The 26,368-nt window shown below is 35.9% G+C and carries 18 protein-coding genes, 1 other RNA gene and 1 pseudogene; 16 read left to right on the forward strand and 4 right to left on the reverse strand.

The features are described from left to right. Window positions 1-257: 257 nt before the first annotated feature. Together radA and FVQ77_00350 are read left to right on the forward strand one after the other, a co-directional pair. Window positions 258-1,649, forward strand: coding sequence for a DNA repair protein RadA (gene radA / locus FVQ77_00345; protein MBW8048798.1), 1,392 nt, complete (start codon window positions 258-260; stop codon window positions 1,647-1,649). 4 nt (window positions 1,650-1,653) lie between these two features. Further along, window positions 1,654-2,187 (forward strand): TlpA family protein disulfide reductase, encoded by a 534-nt coding sequence (locus FVQ77_00350; protein ID MBW8048799.1) that lies wholly within the window; start codon window positions 1,654-1,656, stop codon window positions 2,185-2,187. Between the two features lie 149 nt (window positions 2,188-2,336). Here FVQ77_00350 and ssrA read toward each other — a convergent pair. Next, window positions 2,337-2,706, reverse strand: a transfer-messenger RNA (tmRNA) gene (gene ssrA / locus FVQ77_00355). Window positions 2,707-2,977: 271 nt separating this feature from the next. On the opposite strand from ssrA, the gene FVQ77_00365 reads away from it, so the two are divergent. Together FVQ77_00365 and msrB are read left to right on the forward strand one after the other, a co-directional pair. Further along, window positions 2,978-3,772 carry a TatD family deoxyribonuclease gene (locus tag FVQ77_00365; GenBank protein ID MBW8048800.1) on the forward strand — a complete coding sequence of 265 codons (795 nt, stop codon included), beginning with the start codon at window positions 2,978-2,980 and terminating at the stop codon, window positions 3,770-3,772. A 93-nt stretch (window positions 3,773-3,865) separates the two neighbouring features. Then, window positions 3,866-4,351 carry a peptide-methionine (R)-S-oxide reductase MsrB gene (gene msrB / locus FVQ77_00370; protein MBW8048801.1) on the forward strand — a complete coding sequence of 162 codons (486 nt, stop codon included), beginning with the start codon at window positions 3,866-3,868 and terminating at the stop codon, window positions 4,349-4,351. A gap of 102 nt (window positions 4,352-4,453) precedes the next feature. Here the strand turns inward: msrB and FVQ77_00375 are convergent, their stop codons facing one another. Continuing rightward, entirely contained in the window at window positions 4,454-4,876 is a 423-nt protein-coding gene (locus FVQ77_00375) for a transposase (protein MBW8048802.1), read from the reverse strand. Window positions 4,877-5,039: 163 nt separating this feature from the next. Between FVQ77_00375 and FVQ77_00380 the strand changes: the two are divergent. Next, window positions 5,040-5,126: pseudogene (locus FVQ77_00380) on the forward strand (type II toxin-antitoxin system mRNA interferase toxin, RelE/StbE family). Window positions 5,127-5,538: 412 nt separating this feature from the next. Further along, window positions 5,539-8,025, forward strand: coding sequence for a T9SS type A sorting domain-containing protein (locus FVQ77_00385; protein ID MBW8048803.1), 2,487 nt, complete (start codon window positions 5,539-5,541; stop codon window positions 8,023-8,025). Between the two features lie 109 nt (window positions 8,026-8,134). Here the strand turns inward: FVQ77_00385 and FVQ77_00390 are convergent, their stop codons facing one another. Both FVQ77_00390 and FVQ77_00395 read right to left on the reverse strand, forming a co-directional pair. Next, window positions 8,135-12,007 (reverse strand): tetratricopeptide repeat protein, encoded by a 3,873-nt coding sequence (locus tag FVQ77_00390; protein MBW8048804.1) that lies wholly within the window; start codon window positions 12,005-12,007, stop codon window positions 8,135-8,137. A 153-nt stretch (window positions 12,008-12,160) separates the two neighbouring features. Beyond that, window positions 12,161-12,904 (reverse strand): YebC/PmpR family DNA-binding transcriptional regulator, encoded by a 744-nt coding sequence (locus FVQ77_00395; GenBank protein MBW8048805.1) that lies wholly within the window; start codon window positions 12,902-12,904, stop codon window positions 12,161-12,163. Between the two features lie 327 nt (window positions 12,905-13,231). On the opposite strand from FVQ77_00395, the gene FVQ77_00400 reads away from it, so the two are divergent. From FVQ77_00400 to FVQ77_00445, 10 genes are all read left to right on the forward strand, one after another. Beyond that, the gene (locus FVQ77_00400) at window positions 13,232-13,780 is read left to right on the forward strand and encodes a GNAT family N-acetyltransferase (GenBank protein ID MBW8048806.1); all 549 of its coding nucleotides are present in this window, start codon (window positions 13,232-13,234) and stop codon (window positions 13,778-13,780) included. A 308-nt stretch (window positions 13,781-14,088) separates the two neighbouring features. Next, window positions 14,089-16,239, forward strand: a complete 2,151-nt coding sequence (locus tag FVQ77_00405; protein ID MBW8048807.1) for an N-6 DNA methylase — start codon at window positions 14,089-14,091, stop codon at window positions 16,237-16,239. 222 nt (window positions 16,240-16,461) lie between these two features. Then, window positions 16,462-17,370 carry an Abi family protein gene (locus FVQ77_00410; protein MBW8048808.1) on the forward strand — a complete coding sequence of 303 codons (909 nt, stop codon included), beginning with the start codon at window positions 16,462-16,464 and terminating at the stop codon, window positions 17,368-17,370. Continuing rightward, on the forward strand, window positions 17,358-18,773 hold the full coding sequence (locus FVQ77_00415) for a hypothetical protein (protein ID MBW8048809.1): 1,416 nt from the start codon (window positions 17,358-17,360) through the stop codon (window positions 18,771-18,773). Before FVQ77_00410 ends, FVQ77_00415 begins: the two co-directional genes overlap by 13 nt. Before the next feature lie 58 nt (window positions 18,774-18,831). Beyond that, window positions 18,832-19,773: a hypothetical protein gene (locus FVQ77_00420; protein ID MBW8048810.1), complete on the forward strand. Its 942-nt coding sequence runs from the start codon at window positions 18,832-18,834 to the stop codon at window positions 19,771-19,773. Window positions 19,774-19,775: 2 nt separating this feature from the next. Further along, window positions 19,776-20,000, forward strand: a complete 225-nt coding sequence (locus tag FVQ77_00425) for a hypothetical protein (GenBank protein ID MBW8048811.1) — start codon at window positions 19,776-19,778, stop codon at window positions 19,998-20,000. Next, on the forward strand, window positions 20,000-21,790 hold the full coding sequence (locus tag FVQ77_00430; GenBank protein ID MBW8048812.1) for a DUF2326 domain-containing protein: 1,791 nt from the start codon (window positions 20,000-20,002) through the stop codon (window positions 21,788-21,790). The genes FVQ77_00425 and FVQ77_00430 overlap by 1 nt, the downstream gene beginning before the upstream one ends. Window positions 21,791-21,836: 46 nt before the next feature. Continuing rightward, window positions 21,837-22,628: a phage Gp37/Gp68 family protein gene (locus FVQ77_00435; protein ID MBW8048813.1), complete on the forward strand. Its 792-nt coding sequence runs from the start codon at window positions 21,837-21,839 to the stop codon at window positions 22,626-22,628. 747 nt (window positions 22,629-23,375) lie between these two features. Next, a protein-coding gene (locus FVQ77_00440; protein ID MBW8048814.1) for a peptide chain release factor 2 occupies window positions 23,376-24,453 on the forward strand; the annotation gives its coding sequence in 2 pieces (ribosomal slippage) (window positions 23,376-23,426 and window positions 23,428-24,453; 1,077 coding nt in all). A gap of 278 nt (window positions 24,454-24,731) precedes the next feature. Continuing rightward, window positions 24,732-26,120, forward strand: a complete 1,389-nt coding sequence (locus FVQ77_00445; GenBank protein ID MBW8048815.1) for a Na(+)-translocating NADH-quinone reductase subunit A — start codon at window positions 24,732-24,734, stop codon at window positions 26,118-26,120. Window positions 26,121-26,368 lie beyond the last annotated feature (248 nt).

The raw sequence follows: 26,368 nt of genomic DNA on the forward strand, positions 1-26,368 counted from the left end.
TTTTGTGAATTCGTAAATTCACAACTCGTAAAAAATAGGATTTTTTATTTATTAATTTTAAGTTATGGAAACATTAAACATTTTATGCTTCAGCTTGCCGGGTGGTATGGAATGGATCATTATTATTGCAATTTTTTTAATTCCTATTGCAGTTTATTTGCCGTTTCTTCCTGTGTATCTAATTATATTGTTGATACGCTTCATAAAGAGAATCATGAAGTAATTTTTTATAAAGATATTTTTGTACCTTTCGAATAATGCCCAAAACAAAAACCACCTTTTTCTGCCAAAACTGCGGAGCCCAATCGGCTAAATGGATTGGTAAATGTCCTTCTTGCGAACAGTGGAATACCTATGTAGAAGAGATCATTCAGAAAGAAGACGGGAACGGGAAATCATCCTGGAGATCAGCTGCAAAATTCAAGGTATCCAGCAACAAGCCAAAAGTGATCAGCGAAATAAGTTATGATGGGGAAATAAGAATACAGGTTCCTGATAAGGAATTGAACAGGGTATTAGGAGGCGGTATCGTGCCAGGATCTTTGGTGATGATCGGGGGTGAGCCGGGCATAGGGAAGTCAACACTGTTGTTGCAACTCGCATTAAAGCTCCATGATCTGAAGATCTTGTATGTGACAGGTGAAGAAAGTGAGCAGCAGATCAAGATGCGGGCTGAGAGATTGAATAGCAGTGGCAGCAGCAGTCAAAATAATTGTTATATCCTTAATGAAACGGGTACAGAAAACATATTTCAACAGATTGGGATTTTGGAACCTAATTTAGTAATAATTGATTCCATTCAAACCCTCCATGTTTCCTTTATTGAATCGGGGGCTGGAAGCATTTCCCAGGTACGGGCTTGTGCGGCTGAACTTTTAAAATATGCAAAAGAGAGTGGAACTCCCGTTTTCCTGATCGGGCATATCACAAAAGAAGGTACTTTGGCTGGCCCCAAGGTATTGGAGCACATGGTTGATACGGTGATTCAGTTTGAGGGAGACAGGCACCATGCTTATCGTATATTGAGAACTATCAAAAACCGTTTTGGCTCCACTTCAGAGCTTGGTATTTACGAAATGCTGAGCACGGGTTTGAGAGAGGTAAGCAATCCCTCCGAGATACTTTTATCGCAAAGGGAAGAGAACCTGAGCGGTATTACCATTGGCGCCACACTGGAAGGAAACAGGCCGCTGCTCATTGAAGTGCAGTCGTTGGTAAGCCCTGCTGCTTATGGAACACCTCAGCGTTCTTCTACCGGTTTTGATGCCAAAAGACTTAACATGCTGCTTGCTGTTTTGGAAAAAAGAGGTGGGTTCAGATTGGGTGTGCAAGATGTATTTTTGAATATTGCCGGTGGTATAAAGACAGTAGACCCGGCAATAGACCTGGCAGTATGTATATCCATTCTTTCCTCTTTTGAAGATATTGCCATACCAAATACCACCTGTTTTGCCGCTGAGGTAGGACTTGGCGGAGAAATACGTGCTGTAAACAGGATTGAAAACCGTATTTCAGAAGCACAAAAATTAGGTTTTAAAGAGATGTTTATTTCTAAATATAACAAGAAAGGGATGGATTTGAAGAAATTCAATATAAAGATCAATGCGGTTAGTAAGTTGGATGAAGTTGTAGAGAAAATAATGGTTTAGAGTAATGAAAAAACATATAAAAAAGCTAGTAATAAGTTTTTATATTATCAGTAACGTAGTTATATCGATTGCTCAAACGGATACAACTTCTTTTAAAGCAGCTAAAGATCTATTCCAGGGCAGCCCTGCTCCGGATTTCACACTAAAAAGTAATCAAAGAGATACTCTTTCGTTGAGCGATTTTCGTGGCAAAGTCGTTTATCTGCAATTCTGGGCAAGCTGGTGTGCGGTATGTAAGCAGCAGATCCCTTATGCCAAATTTTTACAGAACGAACTGCAAGGTAAAGATGTCGTTTTTTTATATATTTCAGTAGATGAAAATGAACTGGGCTGGCTGAAAACGATCAAAAAACGAAACATGGAGGGTGTACATTTGTATAGCGGGGGATTTGACTCAGAGGTGGCACAAAGTTATGACCTGCAGGCCACACCTACCTGCATTTTGATTGATAAACAAGGGAATATTGCTTTTAATCCGGCAAAGTATCCAAGCCAACGGGGATTGTTGGAGGATATTGAAAGGTTGCTGGAAGAATAGAATTAAATGATTATGAATTTTCTGTTAAATAACATCAATATTGTCCGAAATACTGTCCGAAAAAAACGAATAGTTTATTTATCTTCTTTCACAATATCAACAACTTCTTCAATAACTTTTTCAAGATTCATCAGTTTAATTTTTTTGAATTGTGGAGCCGGAGGGAATCGAACCCTCGTCCAGACAAGGAAACTGATGCGCTTTCTACATGCTTAGCTTCAATTAATTTTCGGGAATAAAGAAGGTCAGAAGCTTACCTGTACTTAATTCCTTAGATGCTAAATCTCACTGATATACCGCATCAAATACATCAGCCAGTCCTGCATGATGATGTCTCAAATGTAAACCCGGCAGCACGAAGGGTTTACGAGACACATGCTGCGAAATCCTTGATTAGGCAGCAATGGCGTAGTTAAAATCGCCAGTTAAAAAGTTGAGCGCTTTATTTTACGGGTAATACCCACAAAACCCGGCATGCTTACACACAGCTCGACCATGCTGTCAATTCCAGTCGGCCCCATTTCTCTCAAATATATGATATGTTTAGTTAAAAATATAGCAATATAAAACAAATATTAGAAAGTGATAATATTTCACGGTGTTTAATATTATGATCTTTGTGACTATAATTATCCCAAATATGCTCTGCATCCTTTGCTCTAAACCTTACACGATACTCTTTCCCTTTAATTTCTACAATATTTTCCACATCTTTGACCCTTTTAATGATATTGTATTCTTTGCTTCCTAACACAGCACAAATGTACAAAATTAAAATGAAAATCACAAAATGTTCATAGATTCTCACGCCCATATTTACAGCAAAGAATTCAAAGATGATATTGACGCAGTGGTAGCCAGAGCCATCGAACAGGATGTGCGCAAAATCTATATGCCCAATATAGATCACACATCCATAAATGACATGCTTGAGCTGGAATTAAAATTTCCGGGACATTGTATTCCAATGATGGGATTGCACCCGTGTTCTGTCAGGAAGCGCTTTGAAAAGGAGCTCTACATCGTTGAAGAATGGCTCAATAAGCGTAAATTCTGTGGGGTAGGGGAGATAGGTATTGATCTGTACCGGGATAAAACTTTCCAGGCATACCAGGAAGAAGCATTCAAAATCCAGATCGGCTTTGCGAAAAAATATAACCTGCCCATTGTAATTCATTGCAGAAATTCTTTTGATGAAATTATCGCTATATTAGAGATCCTTGCAGGGGATGGGTCACAACAGAATCGGGATCAACATGCCCATCCCCTACAAGGTGTTTTCCACTGCTTTACCGGTACATTAGAAGAGGCACAAAAAGTTATAGAGATGGGATTTTTCCTGGGCATTGGAGGTATAGTGACATTTAAAAATAGTGATCTTGAAAAAGTCATTCCCGAAATTGATCTAAAACATATTATATTAGAGACTGACAGCCCGTATTTAGCCCCTGTGCCTCATAGAGGAAAAAGAAATGAACCTGCCTGGATACCTCTGATAGCTGAAAAGGTAGCTGAATTGAAGGGAAAAACGGTAGAGGAAGTTAAAAAAATTACCTCTGAAAATATATTGAGGATTTATAAGTAAATCTGATTTATTTAAAATCGTAATACAAATTATCATTTTTTTATGCACATTACATCATATTTATTTATCTTTGTAACCAAAAATCATACTGAAATGAAAAATAAGCTATTGGCGTCAGTAATTTTATTTGCATCGCTTCCCGGGTGCTATGCACAGGAAGGTAGCCAAAGTAATAAAAATATAGTTATGGAAAAAGTGATTAAAAGTGACAAAGAATGGAAGCAGCTTCTTACTGCCGAACAATACTATGTTACACGTCAGAAAGGTACTGAAGGAGCTTTTACCGGACAGTATTATAACTTTAAAGGGAATGGTATTTACCAGTGTGTATGCTGCGGGTTTGAACTTTTCGATTCCGAAACGAAGTTTGATTCCGGTACAGGATGGCCAAGCTTTTATGCACCGGTATCTGAAAAAAATATAAGATCAGAAAGCGATCAGGGTCTTGGTATGGTACGTAATGAAATACGCTGCAATCGCTGTGATGCCCATTTAGGCCATGTTTTCAATGACGGTCCTGAACCAACCGGGCTTAGATACTGTATTAATTCGGTTTCACTGAAATTTAAAGAAGAATAAAACCACTAATTACACGAATTAATTAGTGATTAATATATAGTAATTTATTTTTCCCCTTGTATCTATTTGATTATCAATTACTTACGTTTATAAGTATTTTCGTCAGGACATACTTATCCCATGTATTTCACATAGTAGACCTTTTTCAGCTAACACTTCATTGAATTTATCAAACATCGCCTCTACTTTACCAGCTTTGGTGAGTCGCTCCCTAAAATTCCATACCGTCTTGCTGTCAGGTACCTTGTCGCTGAGATTTAAGCTCAAAAACCGCATAAAGCTCAATCTATCCAGTATCTGATACGCTATCTGATCATCCGATAAATTGTAATAACGCTGTAAAATCAGGGTTTTAAACATCATTACATAATCATAGGGAGTACGACCACCTTTGCCTTTCATTTCTTTTTTAAAAATGCGTTCCAAAATTGGACGGAACTGTTCCCATTCTATCATCTGTAATAGCTTCACTAAAGGGTCTTTCTGTTTGCTAAGTTTTTCTAAACCCCGAGTGCTCGGGGTCAAAAAAACCTTTGGGATTGATATTCTTCATAGTTTCATTGTATTTTTCCCGCTAATTTACCATTCTTTCCTCCATGGCCAATAGTATTAAATTTTTTTAAACTTTTTTGCTTTTTTTCTTGCATTTAATGAAGTAGTTACTTAATTTTGAGTTTTTAGAGATGCCCTTAATATTCAACATCGCCTTGTATATGAAGTATTTGAAAAAGAAAAAATTGTTCGCATACTTAGAATGTGGACACATTATGAATAAACAAGGAAAAAAACTCACTTAATTTAAAAAAGTTTTACAATATTTTTTTTATTAATAAAAGTGTTATAACCTTGCAGGTTCAAGTCAAAATTTAATTACTATATTTGCTTGATGATTACATCTGAAACATACCGTATCAAAAACACCAAACACTCTGGCACCTTTTTTGCCGAGAGAGAGAGAGAGAGAGAGAGAGAGAGAGAGAGAGAGAGAGTAATGTTGCACTAAAAGATTTTACATTAATTTTAAACCCGTTCCCCGGTATTATTATCGGGGTACGGGTTTTTTATTTTCTTGTACCACAACTTTCAAGTTGTGTCTTAAGTAGGCATAAGGGTATATCTTACACCTATACTAAAACTCAATTTTAGAATGAATGTTACATTATCAATAATTATAAACACTCACCATCATGAAAAAAATTACATTTCATTTCGCAACAGCAATCATCTGTGTAATCTTTTTAAATCTGTGCCTGCCCCGATTTTTCGGTGGTAGTCTGTGTTTCTCACAAATAACCTTCCAAAAAACCTTTGGCGGACTGAATAGTGATGAAACCGGCAGATCATCAGTACAGCAAACTACCGATAGTGGTTATGTAATACTAGGGCATACTAACAATTTTCAATTGGGAGGATCTAATGTTTATGTAATAAAAACAGATGCCGCAGGGGACACAATGTGGACAAAAATTTATGGAGGTGGCACTGAATTGGATTATGGCTATTCTGTTCAACAAACCACTGACGGGGGATATGTGATTGCAGGATATACACTGTGTCTTGGAGCATGCGGTGATGAATTTTATGTAATAAAAACAGATACCGCAGGAGATATAATGTGGACAAAAGCTTATGGAAATTCATGGAATGACCAAGGCTATTCCGTTCAGCAAACCGCTGACGGGGGATATGTGATTGCAGGACGTGGAAGTACTTTTGAAGGTGATGTTTATTTAATAAAAACAGATACTGCAGGAGATATAATGTGGACAAAAGCTTATGGAAATTTATGGGATGACCGGGGCTATTCCGTTCAACAAACTGCTGACGGGGGATATGTGATTGCAGGATATACACAGAGTTCTATAGCAGGCGATTTTGATGTTTATGTAATAAAAACAGATGCCGCAGGAGATACCATGTGGACAAAAGTTTATGGAGGAACTGGCTTTAGTCAGAATGATCTGGGCTATTCCGTTCAGCAAACCACTGACGGGGGATATGTGATTGCAGGATATACAGAGAGTTTTGGAGCAGGCGCTGCTGATGTTTATATAATAAAAACAGACTCCTTGGGTGATACAATATGGACAAAAGCTTATGGAGGAAATGGCGATGACCGGGGCTATTCCGTTCAACAAACCGCTGATGGGGGATATGTGATTGCAGGATATACAACGAGTTTTGGAGGAGGTGGTCTATGTGACCTGCCACCATGTGCTGATGTTTATGTAATAAAAACAGATGCCGCAGGAGACACAATGTGGACAAAAGTTTATGGAGGAAATGGCGATGACCGGGGCTATTCCGTTCAACAAACCGCTGACGGGGGATATGTGATTGCAGGATATACAGAGAGTTCTGTAGATGGCGATTTTGATGTTTATGTAATAAAAACAGATGCCAATGGGAATACTTATGGTTGTAACTATCCTGGTACTGCAACGGTGGTCAGTAATACAGCAACACAGGTGAGCAGCGGTGGTTCTGTTAGTTCAGTAGGAATTGTTAGTGCCAATATAACTATAGTATATAATACATCAACAGTTATTAGTGATCTAATTCCAACTCTTTCACTTTCTTTATCAGCTACCACCACCTACTGTGATGATGTTTGTGATGCGATGGCTATTGTAAATGCCATTGGTTCCTACCCGCCATTTTCTTATCAATGGAACGACCCATTATTTCAAACAGATTCCACCGCCTATGGTTTATGTGCAGAAACCTATACTGTAACTGTTACAGATGCTTATGCCTGCACCACGGCAACAGATAGTATCACAATAATAACTGTACCATTTCCCCAAGACTCCATCTGCCTCATCACAGTAGACTCAACCTCCACAAAAAATGTCATCGTATGGAAAAAACCGGTAACTGCCGGTATTGACAGCTTCAGGATATACAGGGATATCATTGGTGTTTATACTTATATAGGCAGCGTAGATTACAATTCCCTGAGCCAATTCATTGATATTACTAATGGAGTGAATCCCCAGGTCACTTCTTACAGGTATAAAATTTCTACAGTAGATACCTGCGGTAATGAAAGTTTATTAAGCAGCTTTCATGAGACCATTCACCTTATCACGATCGATGGCGGCAACAAGGTTGACCTGATCTGGGATAATTACGAAGGCTTTAATTTCGGTTTTTACAGGATATTGAGGGACAGTACAGGAACAGGTAATTTTGAGCAAATAGATTCGGTTACCAATACGGTTAACCAGTGGACAGATCTTACCCCTCCCCAAACATTGAATGTAGATTATGTAGTAGCAGTTGTACCTAATTCGGGAACCTGCACTGCCACCCTGCAAAAAGTACTGGTATACAATTCAGCCCGGTCTAACGTGACAAACAGGGTTACTACGGGCATTAATAATCAGTTGATCCCGAGTACTCGGGAACAATTACAGTTGACAATTTCCCCAAATCCATATACAAGCGCAACAAATATTGTCTATACAGTAGAAGAAAAAGCAGTTGTGCTCTTAGAAGTTTATAATGTCTTGGGCAAAAGAATACAAACCCTGGTTGATGCAGATCAGAATGTTGGGAATTATCAGTATAGTTTTAGTGCCAGGCAGGTTGGTTATTCATCCGGGGTTTATATACTCAAATTTAGGGTAAATGATAAGGTTTATGCAAGGCAGTTGGTGGAAATGAAATAATAAAACAATAATTTTGTTTTTACAAACTATTATATTAGCTTGCATTGTTGTTATTAACAATATTAAAAAAAATCACCTAATTTACTGAGTTCTGATGCTCCATGCGCTTTTACTCCCCAATCATCACAAAAGCTCCCCAATAATATGGAAATTTATATTTTTCTTTCAAGCTCAGTTGAGCCTTTTTAAAAGCATCTTGTTTGTTACCTGAAGATACCCAGTTTTTATAAAATGTGATCATAAGTTCCCTTGTTGTCACATCATTTACTTTCCAGAGGCTCATGATTATTGCCTGGGCTCCTGCTATTATAAATGCTCTTTGCAAACCATACACACCTTCTCCGTTTCTCACTTCTCCAAGAGCTGTTTCACATGCAGACAATACGACCAAATCGGTTTTGTCCAGATTCAGGTTCATAGCTTCATAAGCCGTTAGAATACCATCTTCTAAATTATGAATGACGAATGACGAATGACGAATGCTACTGCCTGCCTGCACCAAGGATTCGGCAGGCAGGCTACTTTTATTAAGCGTAGTAGAAGCGCCTGCAAGCATCAAGCCCGCATTTAATAATGGGTTGTCTTGTGTTTCATCATCACTGTCCTTATTAAAAAATCCGTGTGTTGCAATATGTAATACTTTGGGATTCGTAACGGCTTTAAGGTTTTCTTCCAAAGCCTGGTTTTCAAGAAAAACTTGCTGCTTCCAGCCTTCCCGGGCCAGGATATTACTGATCTCTTCTACTTCCTGCCGGGTTCCGGGCAGCATTTGTAAATTTTCACCTCTTTCAATATTCAAAACATAATATTGTTGCGGGGTATTGTATTGTTTTTGGCTGATGATATCAATACGTTCCTGAGTACCCAATTCATAATTTGGATACCCGAAGAAGACTGACAGATTTTCGGGATTGGGGCTTTGCAAGGGACGGGCTTCTACAGTTATAATATCTTTGGTGTTCGTTACGATACGAATATCTGTATTTTCCAAAAGATATTTTCCGTTATCAGGGATTTGTAAAGTATTTAAATTTATTAAATTATAGACGCCATCCGGAGAAAACCAGACCTTATTAATTGCAGATTGACTGAGCGTTTGTGCGATTTTGTACCAGTATTGCCGGTAGCTGATTTTGTCTGACATTTTAAATTTGATAGAGTTTCGATAATTAAACAGGTATTTTTTTTCTAACTCATTTCCGTTTTCAAGTACAACCAATTCAGGATGGTCTTTGGTTTCTTTGGTAATGATTAATGCTATATAATATACCGTATCGGTAAAACCATCATTTTCAACTACAACAATACTGTCATTCATCCTCCCATATTTCCTGAATCGAATAATTTCAATTGCTGCTTCATTTTCTTTTAACTGTGCTTGTACATGCTGCCAGGTAATGGTTTGTTTTTCGTATGCCAGTTTAAATAATTCTGAACTTTTGGAAAGCGCTCTTTCCAAATTATTGGCTTCTTTTTCCAGGTCATCAATATTAACACCTTGTTTTTCAATTTCTGCTTTGCTCAAAGAATACAGCTTGCCCAGATAATTTCTTTTTGAACGCCATTGCTTGTATTTTTGGATGAGGACTGTGTCGTTACTGCTCATTATTCTCTGACGCACTTTATTCGTTGAATTGATGAGCAGGGCTTTGGTGGCTAACCTGTAATTATAAACTTTACCTTCTACATTCAGTTTTCCGATATTTTTACCTGTAAATATAAAAGAATAATACTTCTCAAAATTCTCTTTGATTGTATTATAGAATTCCCCCTTTTCCTTTTCACTCATAGATGGGAAATAAGCCTGGATCTGGTAAAGATAATTATCCATTGCTTGCTCAAAATATTTTTCAGCTTCAGCATATCTGCCCATTTTCACATATAAACCTGCGAGATTGTAGGTAGTAGTAGTGTATTCGGGATTATTAACACCTAATTGATTTTTTTCTATATTAATTGCTTCTAAGAATAACTCTTCGGATTCAATATAGCGGCCTGTTATATAATAAAACGATGCCAAAGTGCTGATAAATTGAGCGTAGTCAGGATGATTTTCCCCTAATTCAGCTTTAACTATTTTTTTGGATCTTAAATATAATTTTTCAGCTTCAACATACCGACCTGTTTCCTTATAAAGTACTGCCAGATTGTTAAGGTATAAAGCATATACTACAGGTGCATTTACAATTATGCGGTTTTTCCCTAATTGTTTTGTATAAATTTTTATTGCTTCTAAATAGAGTTTTTCGGCATCGCTATAGCGACCAATTTTATAGTAAAGCACACCCAGAGCATTGAGCGATTGGGCATATTCGGGATCATTTTCTTCTAACTGGGTTTTCCTTATTTTCATTGCTTCTAAATGTAAAGCTTCAGCTTTATAATAACGACCAATTTTTTCATATAATGCCGCCAGATTATTGAGAGATTGAGCATAAAAGGGATGGTTTTCCCCTAACTGAGTTTTCCGGATATTAGTGGCTTCTAAATATAATTCTTCCGCTTCAGGATAACGGCCAAGCTGTTTATAATGTAATGCCAGATTATTAAGATGAGAAGAATATCCCAGGTCATTTTCACCTAAAATGGATTTATCTATATTTATTGCTTCTATGAATAATGCTTCAGCTTCAGAATAATTACCTAAAAAATCATAACATGAAGCAAGGTCATTTAATGTATAAGTATAATTAGGATTATTTTTCCCGAATCCTTTTTCAATGGTTACTAAAGCCAATTTTAAGAATTCTATGGCTTTTTTATAATTTGCATTATTATAATACACAACAACACTATCATAGAGAGATTCCCAAATTCCTGCGTACAACAGTTCCATAGCGCTGAGAATAGTTTCATATAAGGGATGGTTATTGCTTAATTGGGTTTCAATAATTTCTATTGATCTTAAATAGTTTTCTTCAGCCTCTCTATTTCGTCCCACATTTTGATAAAGCACCGCCAGGCTGTATAGGAAATTGACATATTCAGGATTGTTTTCGCCCAATCGCATTTTTATAATTTTCATGCCTTCTAAATATAATTTTTCAGATTCACTATAATTCTTCTTGGTTAGATACAGATATGCAAGCCAGCTAATAGTTTTGGCATATGATAAATTATTTTCACTTAGTATTTTCTTTCTAATACGTTGATCTTTCTCAAAATAATTAATGCTTTTGTCAACTTTTCCAAGATAATAGCATATTTCTCCCATGATAGTCAATGTGTTTGCATAATTCGTATCCAGCTTCCCAAACTCCTTATCTGCCTGTAACAGGGCTTTTTCACCATACTGTAATGCTTTATAGTAATGTCCTTTTTGGAAGTATTGCTGCGTTAAGCTGTGGAGTTTTTGCCATTCCTCGTATAAACGATCAATATTCTCAATCTCTTGCTGCATCCATTCCAACACTTTCCGGCATGCCTCAACCTGCCAGCCATTTTTTATAAATAATAGAAAGTCTTCAGTAATCGCTTTAAATTGTTCTTTTGATTCTAATAATGATAAAGCTTTTCTGTAAAGCTCCTTAGCATTTGTTGAATCGCCTTTTAATAAGTATGCATGTGCTAAATTAAACCGGTGGGTCGCAGTGTGTGGGTTATACTTAACTGCTTTTTCGCAGGCTTGAATGGCTTGCGTAAATTCGCCTTGCAGGATAAAGCACCATCCCAGATTCCCATACTCACCTGTTTTTTCATTTATATCAATCGTTCTTTTATAGCTTTCTATGGCTTTATCTATTTCATTCAAATTATAATAAGCATGTCCAAGATAAGTATAAGCAAAACTAAAATTGGGATTGATCTCAAGCGATTTTTTGTAGTATTCAATAGCATTTTCAAAAAAACCTGAATCATAATATTGACCAGCCTGCTTATAGAGTTTTTGTGCTTCTTCAGATATATTGGAAGATTGAGCGCATAGAGGCACACATTGCCTGAATATATTGAAGATTAACAGGTATAGGAATAAATTTTTCATGTAATTAAATAGTGGCTGTCCGAAAACTCACTACGCAAAGATTTTCAACGGCTTTTTACCCCAACCCTAAAGGGTGAAGCCGTTGAAAATCAGCCCACCCTTTAGGGCCGGGGTAAGGGCTGATTTTCAAAAGGCGGTGTTTTCGGACAGGCACTAAATAAGTTCCATTTGCCTGTCTTCAATTTCAATATTATGATAAACCTTCTGTACATCATCATCGTCTTCAAGTGCATCAATGAACTTCATTATTTTCAAAAAAGCTCCATCGTCTGATTTTACGGTTGTGTTGGGTATTCTCTGTAATCCGGCATTTTCGGGTTCCAGGTTCAGTACTTCAAGTTTTTTTTGCAAATTTCCAAACGCTTCCATCGCACAGGTAACAGTAATATAGCCATTATCGAACTCTACATTTTCAGCTCCCGAGTCAAGCATGGCAAAAGTAAATTCCTCTTCATTAATAGCTTCTGAAACGGGAAGTTCAAATACACCTTTTCTTTCAAAAATATGTTCAAGTGATCCGTTTTTGCCTAAGCTTCCCCCATAATTGTTAAAAGCAGATTTAATATTAGAAAGCGTCCTGTTTAAGTTATCAGTGGTACATTCAACGATCACAGCCACCCCGTTTACAGCATAACCTTCATAAGTGGTTTCAATATACCGGGCGCTATCAACCCCCGCCCCTTTTTTAATTGCTCTTTCAATAGTATCTTTAGGCATATTTGAACCCTTGGCATTTTGGATTGCCAGCCTTAATCTTGAATTAGTATCCGGGTTCGGGCCGCTTTCTTTGCAGGCTATGGTGATCTCCCTGATGATCTTTGAGAATAATTTTGACCTTTTAGCGTCATTGACGCCTTTTTTTCGCTTTATAGTTGACCATTTGCTGTGTCCTGACATAATATTTGATTGTATTGGAATTTAGTTAGTTTTTAAAGATTTGTACTTCAATTTATCTTTCTTGCTTTTAATTTACAACCTAAAAATCTAAATTAAAAAGAGGAAAAGTACGCCCTATTGTGAATAAAGAGCTGCATTAAGACAATATGTTGCAAAAATTAATAATAATAGGGTCAACCAGCACCCAGTAACCAGCATCCAGTAACTGATAATTTGATGCATGATGTTAATAATGATTACAATTTAAGTTGTTTATTTAATTTAGATTTTTAGGTACAACGTTATGTTCTTGATTCGTTTGCAATTTAATAATTTTTTCTATTAATAATGAAATTTTTAATACGTTCGATCAGCGCTTCAGATACAAGACCATTACGCCAGCAATTATTGCGTCCGAATCAGCATATTGATGAATTGGTTTATGAAGGTGATGATGCAAATGATACGCTACATGCAGGGGCGTTTCTCAAAGGTCAATTGGTTGGTATAGCATCTGTTTTTCGACAGCCAAGACCTGGTGATTTGGAAAGTACGAATGACGAAGTACGAAGTACGAATGACGAAGTACGAAGTACGAATGATCCCGAGACTCGGGATACTTCGTCATTCGTACTTCGTACTTCAATTACTTCCAATGCCTGGCGTCTGCGAGGCATGGCAACCATTCCGGAAGTACGAAACCAGGGATGCGGGAGTGCACTTTTAAGCGAATGCATTAAACATATTAAAAGAAACGGAGGCGCTGAATTTTGGTGCAATGCAAGAATTGGAGCTGTTAAATTTTATGAAGCTCATGGTTTAGTGTGCATTGGTGAGGTTTTTGAAATTGCAGGGATTGGGGAGCATTTTGTGATGGTGAAAAGGATTTTAAAATAATATACCATTTTATGGTTGTAATCCACCCAAAAATGACTGTATTGCAACCATAACGTGGTATCCATATAAAAAAGTACATAGAAATATCCGAATAAACATTATCTTTGCACCCGACAATTAAGAACATATTATTAACCCATAAAACATCGGTTAATTTAAAAACAGGGCAATAAATGTAGTTCTAAAGATGAAAAATCTTGATTTAAAGGACAAATAAAGGCCCTGCAACAGCGGGGCTTTTTGGTTTTTGAACTTTAAAATCAGAAGGATAATAATATTTTTGACCGGTTTTTACTTAAATAATTGATATGAATTTAATTGAAACAGGAATAAAGAAAGGTCTTATAAGGTTTGATGAAGAACGAAACTTCATCACCTACATTCATCAGAATAAAAAGCGGAATTACAACGAACCCGAGGTAAAAGTTCAGGCAGAAACTTTTTTAAAGCTCATTATTCGTTATAACTATCCTGTTGAAAGAGTTAAAAACTATGTTTCCGTTCAAATGGGTTCGGAACCAAGAGAAGCGGATATTATTGTTTATGAAGATGAGGAGTGCGAGAAAACGCACATTGTAGTTGAATGCAAAAAAGAAGAAATTACCGACCAAGCATTTAACAAAGCCGTTGACCAAGCATACAGTTATGCCGTTGCAGAAGGAGGGAAATTTGTTTGGACAACTTCAAAAATTAAGGATGAGTATTACGAAATTCCAGAAAAGAAACCAAAGAGCAGAATTGTTATTCCTGACATTCCCCAATTCGGAGTAAAAAAACTTGCACCATACAAATATGTGAAAGGCGGAATTTTACAAACCGACACAAGCCGAGTTGTAGAACCCGAAGTTGAATACATAGCAAAGCAAAAGTTTTTTGAACTGGAAGTTGTAAGCGAGAACGAACTCACAAAAATTTTCATTCAGGCACATCAGGCACTTTGGGGAGGCGGACAAAGAAATCCAAGTGTTGCATTTGACGAATTGGACAAATTAATCTTCTGCAAAATTTGGGACGAGAAGCACCCAAGAAAATCTGGCGACCCCTACGATTTTCAGATTTTCAGAGATGAAACACCCGATGAACTTTTAAAACGAGTTCAAGAACTGTATTCACACGGCAGAAAGAAAGACCCGGAAGTTTTCAAAGAGGGTATCAATCTTTCAGCAGACGAAACACAGACCATTGTAAAATATCTTCAACGGATAAACCTCAATAAAACTGACCTTGACAGCAAGGGCAAGGCGTTTGAGACATTTATGGGCAGTTATTTTCGTGGCGACTTCGGACAATATTTTACGCCACGACCAATTGTAAAATTTATCGTGGATAGTTTGCCCATTGACAATTCAAAGAGGGTTTTAGATACAAGTTGCGGTAGCGGAGGTTTTCTCTTGTATGCCTTGGACAAAGTGAGAGAGCAAGCAAATGAATTTTATGATAAGGACAAAGAAGAAAAAGACCATTTCCGCCATTGGCACGATTTCGCAGAAAAAAATCTTTTCGGAATTGAAATTAACGACCAGATTGCACGAACAGCAAAAATGAATATGATTATTCACGATGACGGACACACAAATGTTATTGCGACAGACGGTCTTTTGAATGATGAAGAATTACAAATAAAATCCAGGAATAAAGAATTTGAATACAGCACTTTTGATTTCATTGTTACCAATCCGCCTTTCGGAAGCATCATTAAGCAAACTGAAAAAGCATATATGCACCAATACAGTTTTGGAAAAAAAGAACAGGACTGGTTAAGCACAAACGGAACAACCAAAGAAACAATACGAGACAGCCAAAGCACAGAGATTTTATTTTTAGAACAATGTCATAAATTTTTAACCGAGCAGGGATATTTAGCCATTGTTATTCCTGACGGCATTTTAACCAACAGCAGTTTACAATATGTAAGAGATAATCTTGAAGAACTCTATCGCATGGTTGCAGTGGTCTCAATGCCTCAAACCGCGTTCACTGCCACTGGTGCAGGAGTAAAAAGTTCCGTTTTGTTTTTGCGAAAGCATAAAGAAAAAGCAACCGAGAAAATTTCTAATCAGAAAGTAAGGTTGAAAGAACAGTTAAAGAAAGACAACAAGTTTATTGAAACCATTGAAAAGTGGGAGAAAGAAAAAAGCATTGCCATTAAAAAATTAGAAGAAGCAACCAAAAAGAAGAATCCCAATGCAGTAAAAAAAGAAATTTCCCAATTACTCAAAGAAGAAAAAAGCAAATTACAATCAGCATTTACAGATAAAGTGAATTTGCTGAAAGAAGAAATGACTGGAAAATATTTTGAAGCCAAACAGCAGACACTTGACGACTATTCTATTTTTATGGCTATTACAGAGGACATCGGCTATGACGCTACTGGAAGAAACACGGGCAACAACGAACTGATTGAAATTGGAAAAGAACTTTCAAAGTTCATTACTCACATCAACAAGACAGAAAAGTAAAATAATGATAGGATTTTTTAAAAATATGTTTTTATTAGTTGGTAGTTTAAAACTTTGTACTATCTTTGCGCCAACAGTACTCGCCACGCTACCCATAAGAACAGCGTCCCAGGGCGAGTCTTTTGCTTTTATAACTTTTCTCTTTTCTAATAAATACACCTCCCATGCTTGCATTTTGTGCAGCACACTTGGGAGGTCTTTTCTTTTATAAGGGGGCTAATTATGAAATATAACAAACCTACAATTACAATAGCCCAACAAATTGCTCAATTAAAAAGCAGAGATTTGATAATTGCCGATGAACCTGGCGCTGAATATTTTTTACAAAATGTTAGTTATTACCGTTTAGCGGGATATTGGTGGCCCATGCTGGCAGATAAAGTACTACACACTTTTAAGCCCAACAGCACATTTGAGAATATAATTGCCATTTACAATTTCGACCGTGAATTGCGATTGCTTTTATTTGGTGTAATTGAGCGTATTGAAATAGCTTTCAGAACTAAACTTATTTATCATCTTTCACATGAAGTTTCGCCTTGGTGGTTTGAAGATGTTTTTCTTTTTAAGAATGCAGTAGAACATACAAAAACTTTGACTTCATTAGACAGAGAGCTACAACAAACAAGAGAAATTTTTATCACCGAACATTACAAAAAATATCATACCGACACCAGGCGGCCTCCATCGTGGAAAACATTAGAGGTAGTGAGCTTTGGTGTTATTTCAAAATTCTATGGCAATTTACTTTCAACCATAGCTTCAAAAGATGCTATTGCCGCTGAATTAGGAACTGTAAATCATACTTTTTTACCAAGCTGGCTGCAAAGCATAGCACAGATAAGAAACATTTGTGCTCATCATGGACGATTATGGAATAAACACTTGCCCGGCAGACCCAAGCTATTGCCCAAACCCCCAAAACCATGGATTGCAAATGTACCCCCGGCAACAGAGTATTATATGCTTTATGTACATTTATGCTGTATGAAATACCTGATGAACATAATAAACCCGGGCAACCGCTTTACAAAACATTTGGTTGACCTTATGACAAAATATCCGAACATTGACCCCAATGCCTTAGGATTAAAACCCAACTGGCAAAACGAACCATTATGGCTACAATGAGCAGTTTTACCATATCACCAACATTCAATAAGAACAAAGTTTTTTTACTTCAAAAAAGCGAAGTAGAAAAACGGCTTGACCCTGATTATTATCATTTGGAAAGAAGATTTGAAATTGATAGATTAAAAAAATCCAAGCATCTTTTAAAGAGTTTGAAATCAACGGCATCATTTCCTAAAATAATTCTGTCAGAAAATCCTGATAATCTACCTTACATTGGGTTAGAAGATATTGAAAGTAACACAGGAACATATTTTAACAATTCAGAGAAAGAAAATTTTGGAACTGCACTTTATTTCAAAACTGGAAATGTTCTCTTTCCTAAGCTTCGTCCATATTTAAACAAAGTTCATCTTGCAGATTTTGATGGTATATGTTCAACAGAATTTGTAATTCTTGATAGCAAAAAAGTATCAGCGAAATTTCTTTCCGCATTTCTTAGAAGTTCCATTGTTGTTAATCAAACAAAGCATATGATGTCTGGTAACACGTTGCCAAGACTTCAAACAGAGGACATTGAAAATATTCTTGTTCCTATTCCTGATGAAACAACTCAAAATAAAGTTGTTTCAATAATGGAAATTGCTTTTAAACAGAAAAAACAAAACGAAGCACAAGCCGAAAAACTTTTGGCAAGCATTGATGATTACTTGCTGAAAGAATTGGGAATTACTTTGCCTACTCTACCTGAAAATATTTTGAAGAATAGGATTTATAAAATTTTTCGTAGTGAAATTTCAGGTAGCAGATTAGACCCTTACTATTTCAGCAAATACTTTTTTGAAGTTTACAAATCAATTAAAGCAGGAAAATATCCTGCAAATTCTATTTCATCAATAACTGTAAACATTGATACTGGAAGAACACCATCAAGAGACAGTTATGTTGAAGATGAAAGAGAAAATAAAATTCCAATCGTTAAAGCAGGCAGCTACACTGGTGATTTTATTGATTTTTCTAAATGTGATTATACTGCAATGGATTTTAAAGGCAATGAAATATTTAAAGGTGATATTTTCATTTTGGGTGCTGCACATCAGGCGGAGTATGTCGGCAAAAAAGTTTATTATATGAATGAAATACCAAAGACAAAGACATTTTTTGTCGGTGAACTTGTTCGTATTTCCGCAAATCCACTGAAATATGATAGTTCTCTTCTTTTCTCAATACTCAAAACAAAAATCTATTCTTTATTATTGAATAGAGAAAAAAGAGGACAGACATCTCATTTATATCCAGATGATGTAAAACATATTATTATTCCGGTTCCCCTGCTTGCCAAGCAAAAAGAAATTGCCGAGCATATAACTGACATCAGAAAACAAGCACAACAACTAAAGGACAAAACAAAAGAAGCATTAAAAAAAGCGAGTGAGGAAATTGAAAAGATTTTACTCGATTAATTCGTTGGAATTCTAATGAAATACTATTTTTGTTTTGTTCTTAAAAAGTAAAATTATTATGGCTCGTAAACAGCCTACACCGACAATCATTAAAAGATTATTTGCTTTATCAGGCAATATTTGTGCTTTTAATAATCCTGTTTGTTCTGAAAATATGGTGGATAAAAAAGGAAATGTCATAGGTCGTATATGCCATATCGAAGCTGCGAATAAAAAGGGCGAGCGATTCAACGATAATTCAAATGATGAAGCCAGACGGGATTTTGACAATTTAATTTTACTTTGTGATAAGCACCACACTATAACAAATGATGTAAATTCTTATACAGTTCCTGTTCTTCAAAAAATGAAGGCAGACCACGAACAGAATTTCTTAAATAATAAATTTAAAGTTTCAGAAGATACAATTGCTGATGCCATAATAAAGTACGAAAAAAATTATTCGCAAATTAACACAAACAGCAGTGGTGTACAAGTAAATCTACAGGGCGAAAATCTATATCCTAAAATTGAGATTCATAACTATCCTCAAAACGAAAAGCAAGAACTAACAGTTATTGATGAATTGTTTTTGTATGTGTTAAATCAGATAAAAGACGGGGTAGGAAAAGATTATAAACCTGAAGAAAGCATTAATTTACATGATAAAATAGTTTTAAATTTTAAAACGAAAAAAGAACAGATAATTGTTTCAGAATATATAAAATCAGCGTTGCTGAAAACAGATTTAATCAGAAGAAGGTATGAAATATTAGATACTGAATCCCAAAAAGACATTCACTCTCATATTTTTGGTCGTTATCAGGAATTGAAACTTGAATTATCTAAAAATATTGAAATTCTGAATACTTTGTTTCATGAATTTACCCCATCAACAAAAAAGCATGATTCAGCATTTATAAACTTAGCAAAAGCATTTGTGCTATTTTTCTTTGAAGATTGTACAATCTTCGAGAAAACTAAAACAGAGAAAGCCAAACAAACAAAAATAAATTTTTAATTATGCTCATTCCAACAAAACACGAGAATTTGCAGCAAAATATCCTTGTTGTTGGCGCAGAGATACTGGCTATCCTAAAAAAACGCAGTTTCAATATAGAAGTATTATTTCAAAAAGTCAAAAACGAAAAACCTGTAAACCTTGAACAGTTTTATAATACACTTGTATTTCTTTGGCTTTCTGAGTTAATAGAACTTGACGAATATTTTATAAAAATTAAAAAGTAATGTTTCTAACAAAAATATATTCCGAGCCTAAAGGTTTATTCAATAAATCTGTTTGTAAAAATGGAACTATTGAATTTAAAAATGGAATCAATTATATTTTCGGGAAAAAAAACCCTGCTAATCCTGTAGAATCTCTCAATGGCATTGGCAAGTCTTTATTATTGGATTTGATTGATTTTTGTTTTCTTTCGTCTTTTAGAAAACTGGATAATCCTCGATTATTTGAAGCTAAAGAATATTTATCGGGCTATAAAATTGTTTTAGAATTTAAGGTAAACAATAAAGATTATATCATTAAAAGAAGTGTTGACAATCCTAATAAAATTGAATTTGGTAAATCCGATAAAATTATTCTCTACGAAAGTAAAACAGAAGTAAGTGAGCGTTTGTGCGACTTAATATTTAAAAACATCAAGTATAAAGGCTATTACGAAAGTAATTTGCTTAGAAAATTGTTGCCTTTCTTTTTGAAAATTCACAAACATAAGTCGCAAAAATTTATTGACCCAATAGAGTATATCAAAAATTGTACTGCCACCGAATTAAATCAATATCACTTATTTTTGATGGGTATTGATAACACTTTAATTAATAAAAATTATCTCTTACAAACAGAATTAAAAGATAAAGACCCCGCTATAAGAGAGATAAAACGGTTTATAGAGACAACCTTTGGCATTAAGAAAATTTCTGATATTGATAGCGAAATAGATAACTTAAACAGAGAAATAAAGCAACTTGATAAAGCAGTAAAAGCATACAAACTTGCAGATAAATATAAAGACACAGAAACACAAGCAAATAATTTAACCGCAGAAATAAAAGAAAATGTTTATTTGAATTTTACCGACCAAAGCAAAATAAAATTATACAAAGAAAGCATAAAGCTAAAAGACGAAGTAAAGAATTTACGACAAATAGAAAATATATATTCAGAGCTAAATGCTTTACTTGCTAAATCTATTAGGAAGACACTAAATGATGCAATTAAATTCAGAACTCAACTTTCTGTTTCACGTCAAAAATTTTTAGATGATGAAATTCAGGAATTAGAGGAGAATGTCAGGGTAAGAGAAAAAATTATTAATATAAAAGAAGAAGAAAGGGCAAAACTTTTTTCTTTTTTGGAAGCAAAAGAAGCGATTAAAGATTTAACGGAGGCTTTTTATATTATTAATGAAAAAAAGAAAAAAGTTAGTGATTTAGAAAGCAGAATAAATCTTTTTAATGACCTGTCAAAAGAAAAAGCAGAATTAGGAGTAAAAGAAAAGCAGCTTGAACAAGAGGTTTTTAATTATCTTGCCAATATTCGGGAAGAAATCACTAATTTCAGAGATACATTTTCGGAAGTTTACAACAAGGTATATCCAGAAAACAAAAACAGATCTAATTTTTCAATTGCATCAGACCTTGAATCGAAATCAAAAATTATTATTGATATTAATTTTCCCGCAATGCGTTCCGAAGGTAAAAATCAAGGTAGAACCCTAATCTATGATATAGCAATACTTTTAAACGCTATTGAGAAAAATATTAATTGCCCGAGATTTTTAGTTCATGATGGTATTTTTGATGGAATGGATAAAGCTCATTTTGTTGCTGTTTGTAATCTTTTATACGACCTCGCTAAGTTTGGTAAAGAGTTTCAATATATAATCCCTATTAATGAAGAAGGCACATTAAACGAGAAATTTGGAAAAGTTGATGAAGTGAATGTTGAGAAAATTGAATCTGAAGCAATTGTAATATTAACACCAACAAATAAACTTTTAGGTAAAAGTTGGAATTAATATTAATTACCAACGCATTTACAAGCACATTTCCAATGAAATAAATATGGCTCAATCCTCCATAGAATGGACGGAAATGACATGGAACCCCACAACAGGTTGTTCCAAAGTTTCTGCGGGTTGTAAATTCTGTTATGCAGAAGTAATGTCCAAGCGTTTAAAAGCAATGGGGCAAGAGAAATATAAAAACGGATTTAAACTTACCATACATCCCGAAGCACTTAAAGTTCCTTACGAATGGAAAAAACCGAAAACTGTTTTTGTCAATTCAATGAGTGACTTGTTTCACAAAGACATTCCTTTGACATATCTGAAAAAAGTTTTCAAAGTAATGAATGAAACACCAAAACATACTTACCAAATCCTTACTAAAAGAGCAGATGTTTTGGCAAAATATGACACTATGGGAGTTTTAAATTGGACAGCGAATATTTGGATGGGCGTTTCAGTAGAAGATGAAAGAGTGATGGAAAGAATTGATTATTTAAGAAACATTGGAGCACACATAAAATTCCTTTCCTTAGAACCATTAATAGGGGCATTACCTAATCTCAATTTAACTAATATTAACTGGGTAATCGTGGGCGGAGAATCAGGACACAATGCAAGACCAATGAAAAAAGAATGGGTAGTAGAAATAAAAAAAGAATGTGACCGAGCGGAAGTTGCTTTCTTTTTTAAGCAATGGGGAAAAACTGAATTTAACTCAAATCCTAACGACCCAACAATTAGTACAGACCATCCTAAACACGCAAAAGGCGGTTGCAGTTTAAACGGAAAAATATACAGGAGAATACCTGACAAAGCAAAAACAGGAATGGAATTAGAATTTGCTTGACTTTAAAAATTAGAATATTTTTTCAGGAAGGTTCAATTCTTCACCGCCAGACCCAATTCGGAAACCGCCAGATGCAATTATGGCAGAGCAAGATTCAATTCTACCACAGAAAGCTGTAATTATGACATAGCCGGGCATAATTCAACAACAAACAGCATGAAAAAAGAAGCCCACGCAGCAGCCACATACATTTGCAATTTTCGCTCATCCCATCCCACAATCCCTAAAATTGCAAAAGAATGCGGCTGCCCCACCAAAAAAAGAAAAAAGACCCCCTAAAAAACAAAACATTTTTGGTCTGTAGCATTAAAATACCGTCATTGCGTTGGACAGAAATTTGCCCTACTGTTTATAACATATGCTATATGCCATTGCGGTTAACGAGAATATTCGTACTTTAGTGTTTTCAACAAACAGTTTGTTTCGGGGACGGTGACGTAGTTCTTGAACCGCAACAGCACATAGCATTGTCCGTTGTGCCTCGTGCTTAAAAAGACCTGAAGTGACAGAAAACATCGAATCAATATAAAATCAAAATATTATTAGAAATGATAACACATGACTATCTTTCTATAATTTGCAGGATTTATAATTCATCTTCGTAACTTTGTCCCGCACCCCGAGTACTCGGGGTGCGGGGCTTTGCACAATTGAAACATTGTATTTATAGAATAAAAAATAATAAAAGAATGGTTGCCAAAAAATGGTAATTTACCAGTAATACTAGTAACAAAAATTTAAAATCCAATGACCACCGACCAGCTCAAAGATTTAAAGGCAAGAATAGACGCCTTGAGGAGGTTTCTTTGACTACGATGAGAAGTTAAAGAGTATCCAGGAAGAAGAAAAGATCACTACTCAACCCGGATTCTGGGATAACGCGCAGGAGGCCGAGAAGATCTTAAGGACTATTAAATCCAAAAAGGCAGCTACGGGCAGCTTCGCTAAAGTCCAGGCCATCTTTGATGACCTGGAGACTTTATTTGAATTTTTCCAGGAGGGGGAAGTAAAGGAAGAAGAGATAGAGGCAGAATACCGGAAATCGCTTGCTGCCATTGAGGCGCTGGAATTTAAAAAAATGCTCAGCAATGATGAAGATCAGCTCAGCGCCATCCTGGAGATCAATCCGGGAGCTGGCGGAACTGAGAGCCAGGATTGGGCAGAGATGCTGATGCGTATGTACATCAGGTGGGCTGAAAAAAGTGATTTCCAGGTAACACAGCTCAATTATCTGCCGGATGATGTGGCAGGTATCAAATCGGTAACCCTGGAGATTGATGGTGAATTTGCCTATGGCTATCTAAAATCAGAAATTGGTGTGCACCGGCTTGTACGTATATCACCCTTTGACTCATCAGCCAAAAGACATACTTCTTTCGCTTCTGTTTTTGCCTACCCCGTTGTGGATGAGAGTATTAATATTGAAATAAATCCTGCCGACATTGAGTGGGACACTTTCAGGGCATCCGGAGCAGGCGGCCAGCATGTGAATAAAGTAGAATCTGCTGTACGTTTAAAGCATATTCCTACCGGTATTGTGGTAGAATGTCAGCAGCAGCGTTCACAATTGCAGAACAGGGATAAAGCCATGCAAATGCTGAAGTCAAAGCTTTATCAGAAGGAAATTGATAAACGCAATGAAGAGATGGCAAAAATTGAAAGTTCCAAAAAGAAAATTGAATGGGGCTCACAGATCAGGAACTACGTGATGCATCCGTATAAAATGGTAAAAGATTTACGCACGGGCATGGAACGATCAGATGTGAAAAATGTAATGGATGGTGACCTGGACGGATTTATGAAGGCGTATTTGTTGGAGCAATAAACAAGTTGGCAGTCTCCAGTCTACAGTCGGCAAAAAAATCAGTCGGCAGTCGGCAGTCCATCCCGAGTACTCGGGATGGACTGCCGACTGTGGACTGCCGACTGCCGACTTAAAGGTATTCAATGTGATTTTGAAAAATTATGCATTTTGCAACGTTAGATAGTATTTAAAAAGTTGAAAGTATGCAGGTGACAAAAATTGTCTGATGTTAATTGTCAGTTGTTAATTTTTAATTTTAAATTTGCCCGTCTGAATTAATTTCATTCAAAAAAAGAATTGTGTCGAAAACAATAAGGATCAAACGGGGTTTTAATATTAACCTTGCAGGAAAAGCAGAAAAAAGTTTTTCTGAATGCGGACAACCTGATATCTTTGCTGTAAAGCCAACAGATTTCCAGGGAATTGACCGGCCAAAACTTTTGGTTAATGAGGGGGATGAAGTAAAAGCCGGTACGCCTGTTTTTTACGACAAAAAAAATGAAAAAATAAAGTTTACCACCCCGGTAAGCGGAGAAATTGTTGAGATAAAAAGAGGTGAAAAAAGAAAGCTTCTTGAGATCAGGATACTTGCTGACAAAAAAAATCAATACGTAGCGTTTCCTAAATGTACCGTTTCGGATATAGCAAATCTTTCCCGTGAACAGGTTGTTGAAGGGCTGCTGAATAGCGGTATTTGGCCGAACTTGATACAAAGGCCGTTTGCTATTGTAGCAAATCCTGATGACACGCCCAAATCTATCTTTGTATCTTGTTTTGATAGCCATCCCTTAGCGCCTGATTACGATTTTTTATTCAAAGGGGAAGAGCAGTATTTTCAGTCAGGCATAGCTCTTTTAATGAAATTAACCGAGGGAAAGGTGCATTTGAATATTAATGCGGATGCTGAAGTATCTTCTATTTTTTCTCATATAGAGGAAATAGAAATAAATAAATTTTCAGGGCCGCATCCTGCTGGTAATGTAGGTATTCAAATACACCATATAGATCCTGTAAATAAAGGCGATATTGTGTGGACCATCAAACCTTTTGGAGTTATACAGATTGGTAAACTATTTTTAGAAGGTAAATATGATGCTGCGAGGGTTGTAGCTGTTGCGGGTTCTGAAGTTATTAATCCGCAATACCATCAAACCTATACCGGTGCATGCATTAATAAATTTGTAGAAAAAAATCTGAATCCCGATCTTATCGCAACAGGTGATGGAAATATCAGGTTTATTTCAGGGAATGTACTTACTGGTGAAAAAATTGAACCTGATGGCTACCTCGGATTTTATGATGACCTGTTAACAGTGATCCCTGAAGGCAATCATTATGAATTTTTCGGATGGCTATTGCCAAGCTTTAAAAAATTAAGCATGCAAAGAGCATTAGGCCTTTTATCATTCCTCAATTCTAAAAAAAAGGAATACATAGTTGATACCAATTTTCATGGTGAGGAGCGGCCTTTTGTACAAACAGGCGCTTTGGAAAGAGTGCTGCCGATGGATATTTATCCTACTCATTTGTTAAAAGCCATTATTGCAAATGATTATGATGGAATGGAAGCATTAGGGATTTTTGAGGTTGCTGAAGAAGATTTTGCCCTTTGTGAATTTATTGATGTTTCTAAAAATGATATTCAGGCTATTATTAGAGAAGGGATTGAGGTAATAAGAGCGGGATGAACTTTTAGATGCAGTACAGTAGATAAGTTGCAGTGGCAGTAGCAGTAGCAGTTGGAGAAGCAGAAGCAGTAGCAGAAGCAGAAGCAGTTGGAGAAGCAGTAGCAGTAGCAGTTAAGAGTGTCAGTTATTAGAGTTAAATTAAAATAGTATTATTAATTTTCATTGATATTGCTGGATTTTGCAAACGACTGTGACTATATTACTTTAAAAGTTCACGAATCATTATATACAAGATATGAAGAAGTTGG

This window comes from Cytophagales bacterium (genome assembly GCA_019456305.1).
In the GTDB taxonomy this organism is placed as follows: Bacteria; Bacteroidota; Bacteroidia; order Cytophagales; family VRUD01; genus VRUD01.

Excerpts from the sequence above, each read along its gene's own strand:
- radA (MBW8048798.1), top strand. The coding sequence starts at position 258 with ATGCCCAAAACAAAAACCACCTTTTTCTGCCAAAACTGCGGAGCCCAA.
- FVQ77_00405 (MBW8048807.1), top strand. The coding sequence starts at position 14,089 with ATGAATTTAATTGAAACAGGAATAAAGAAAGGTCTTATAAGGTTTGAT.
- FVQ77_00365 (MBW8048800.1), top strand. The coding sequence starts at position 2,978 with ATGTTCATAGATTCTCACGCCCATATTTACAGCAAAGAATTCAAAGAT.
- FVQ77_00400 (MBW8048806.1), top strand. The coding sequence starts at position 13,232 with ATGAAATTTTTAATACGTTCGATCAGCGCTTCAGATACAAGACCATTA.
- FVQ77_00415 (MBW8048809.1), top strand. The coding sequence starts at position 17,358 with ATGGCTACAATGAGCAGTTTTACCATATCACCAACATTCAATAAGAAC.
- FVQ77_00390 (MBW8048804.1), bottom strand. The coding sequence starts at position 12,007 with ATGAAAAATTTATTCCTATACCTGTTAATCTTCAATATATTCAGGCAA.
- msrB (MBW8048801.1), top strand. The coding sequence starts at position 3,866 with ATGAAAAATAAGCTATTGGCGTCAGTAATTTTATTTGCATCGCTTCCC.
- FVQ77_00425 (MBW8048811.1), top strand. The coding sequence starts at position 19,776 with ATGCTCATTCCAACAAAACACGAGAATTTGCAGCAAAATATCCTTGTT.
- FVQ77_00435 (MBW8048813.1), top strand. The coding sequence starts at position 21,837 with ATGGCTCAATCCTCCATAGAATGGACGGAAATGACATGGAACCCCACA.
- FVQ77_00385 (MBW8048803.1), top strand. The coding sequence starts at position 5,539 with ATGAAAAAAATTACATTTCATTTCGCAACAGCAATCATCTGTGTAATC.
- FVQ77_00430 (MBW8048812.1), top strand. The coding sequence starts at position 20,000 with ATGTTTCTAACAAAAATATATTCCGAGCCTAAAGGTTTATTCAATAAA.
- FVQ77_00395 (MBW8048805.1), bottom strand. The coding sequence starts at position 12,904 with ATGTCAGGACACAGCAAATGGTCAACTATAAAGCGAAAAAAAGGCGTC.
- FVQ77_00350 (MBW8048799.1), top strand. The coding sequence starts at position 1,654 with ATGAAAAAACATATAAAAAAGCTAGTAATAAGTTTTTATATTATCAGT.
- FVQ77_00420 (MBW8048810.1), top strand. The coding sequence starts at position 18,832 with ATGGCTCGTAAACAGCCTACACCGACAATCATTAAAAGATTATTTGCT.
- FVQ77_00410 (MBW8048808.1), top strand. The coding sequence starts at position 16,462 with ATGAAATATAACAAACCTACAATTACAATAGCCCAACAAATTGCTCAA.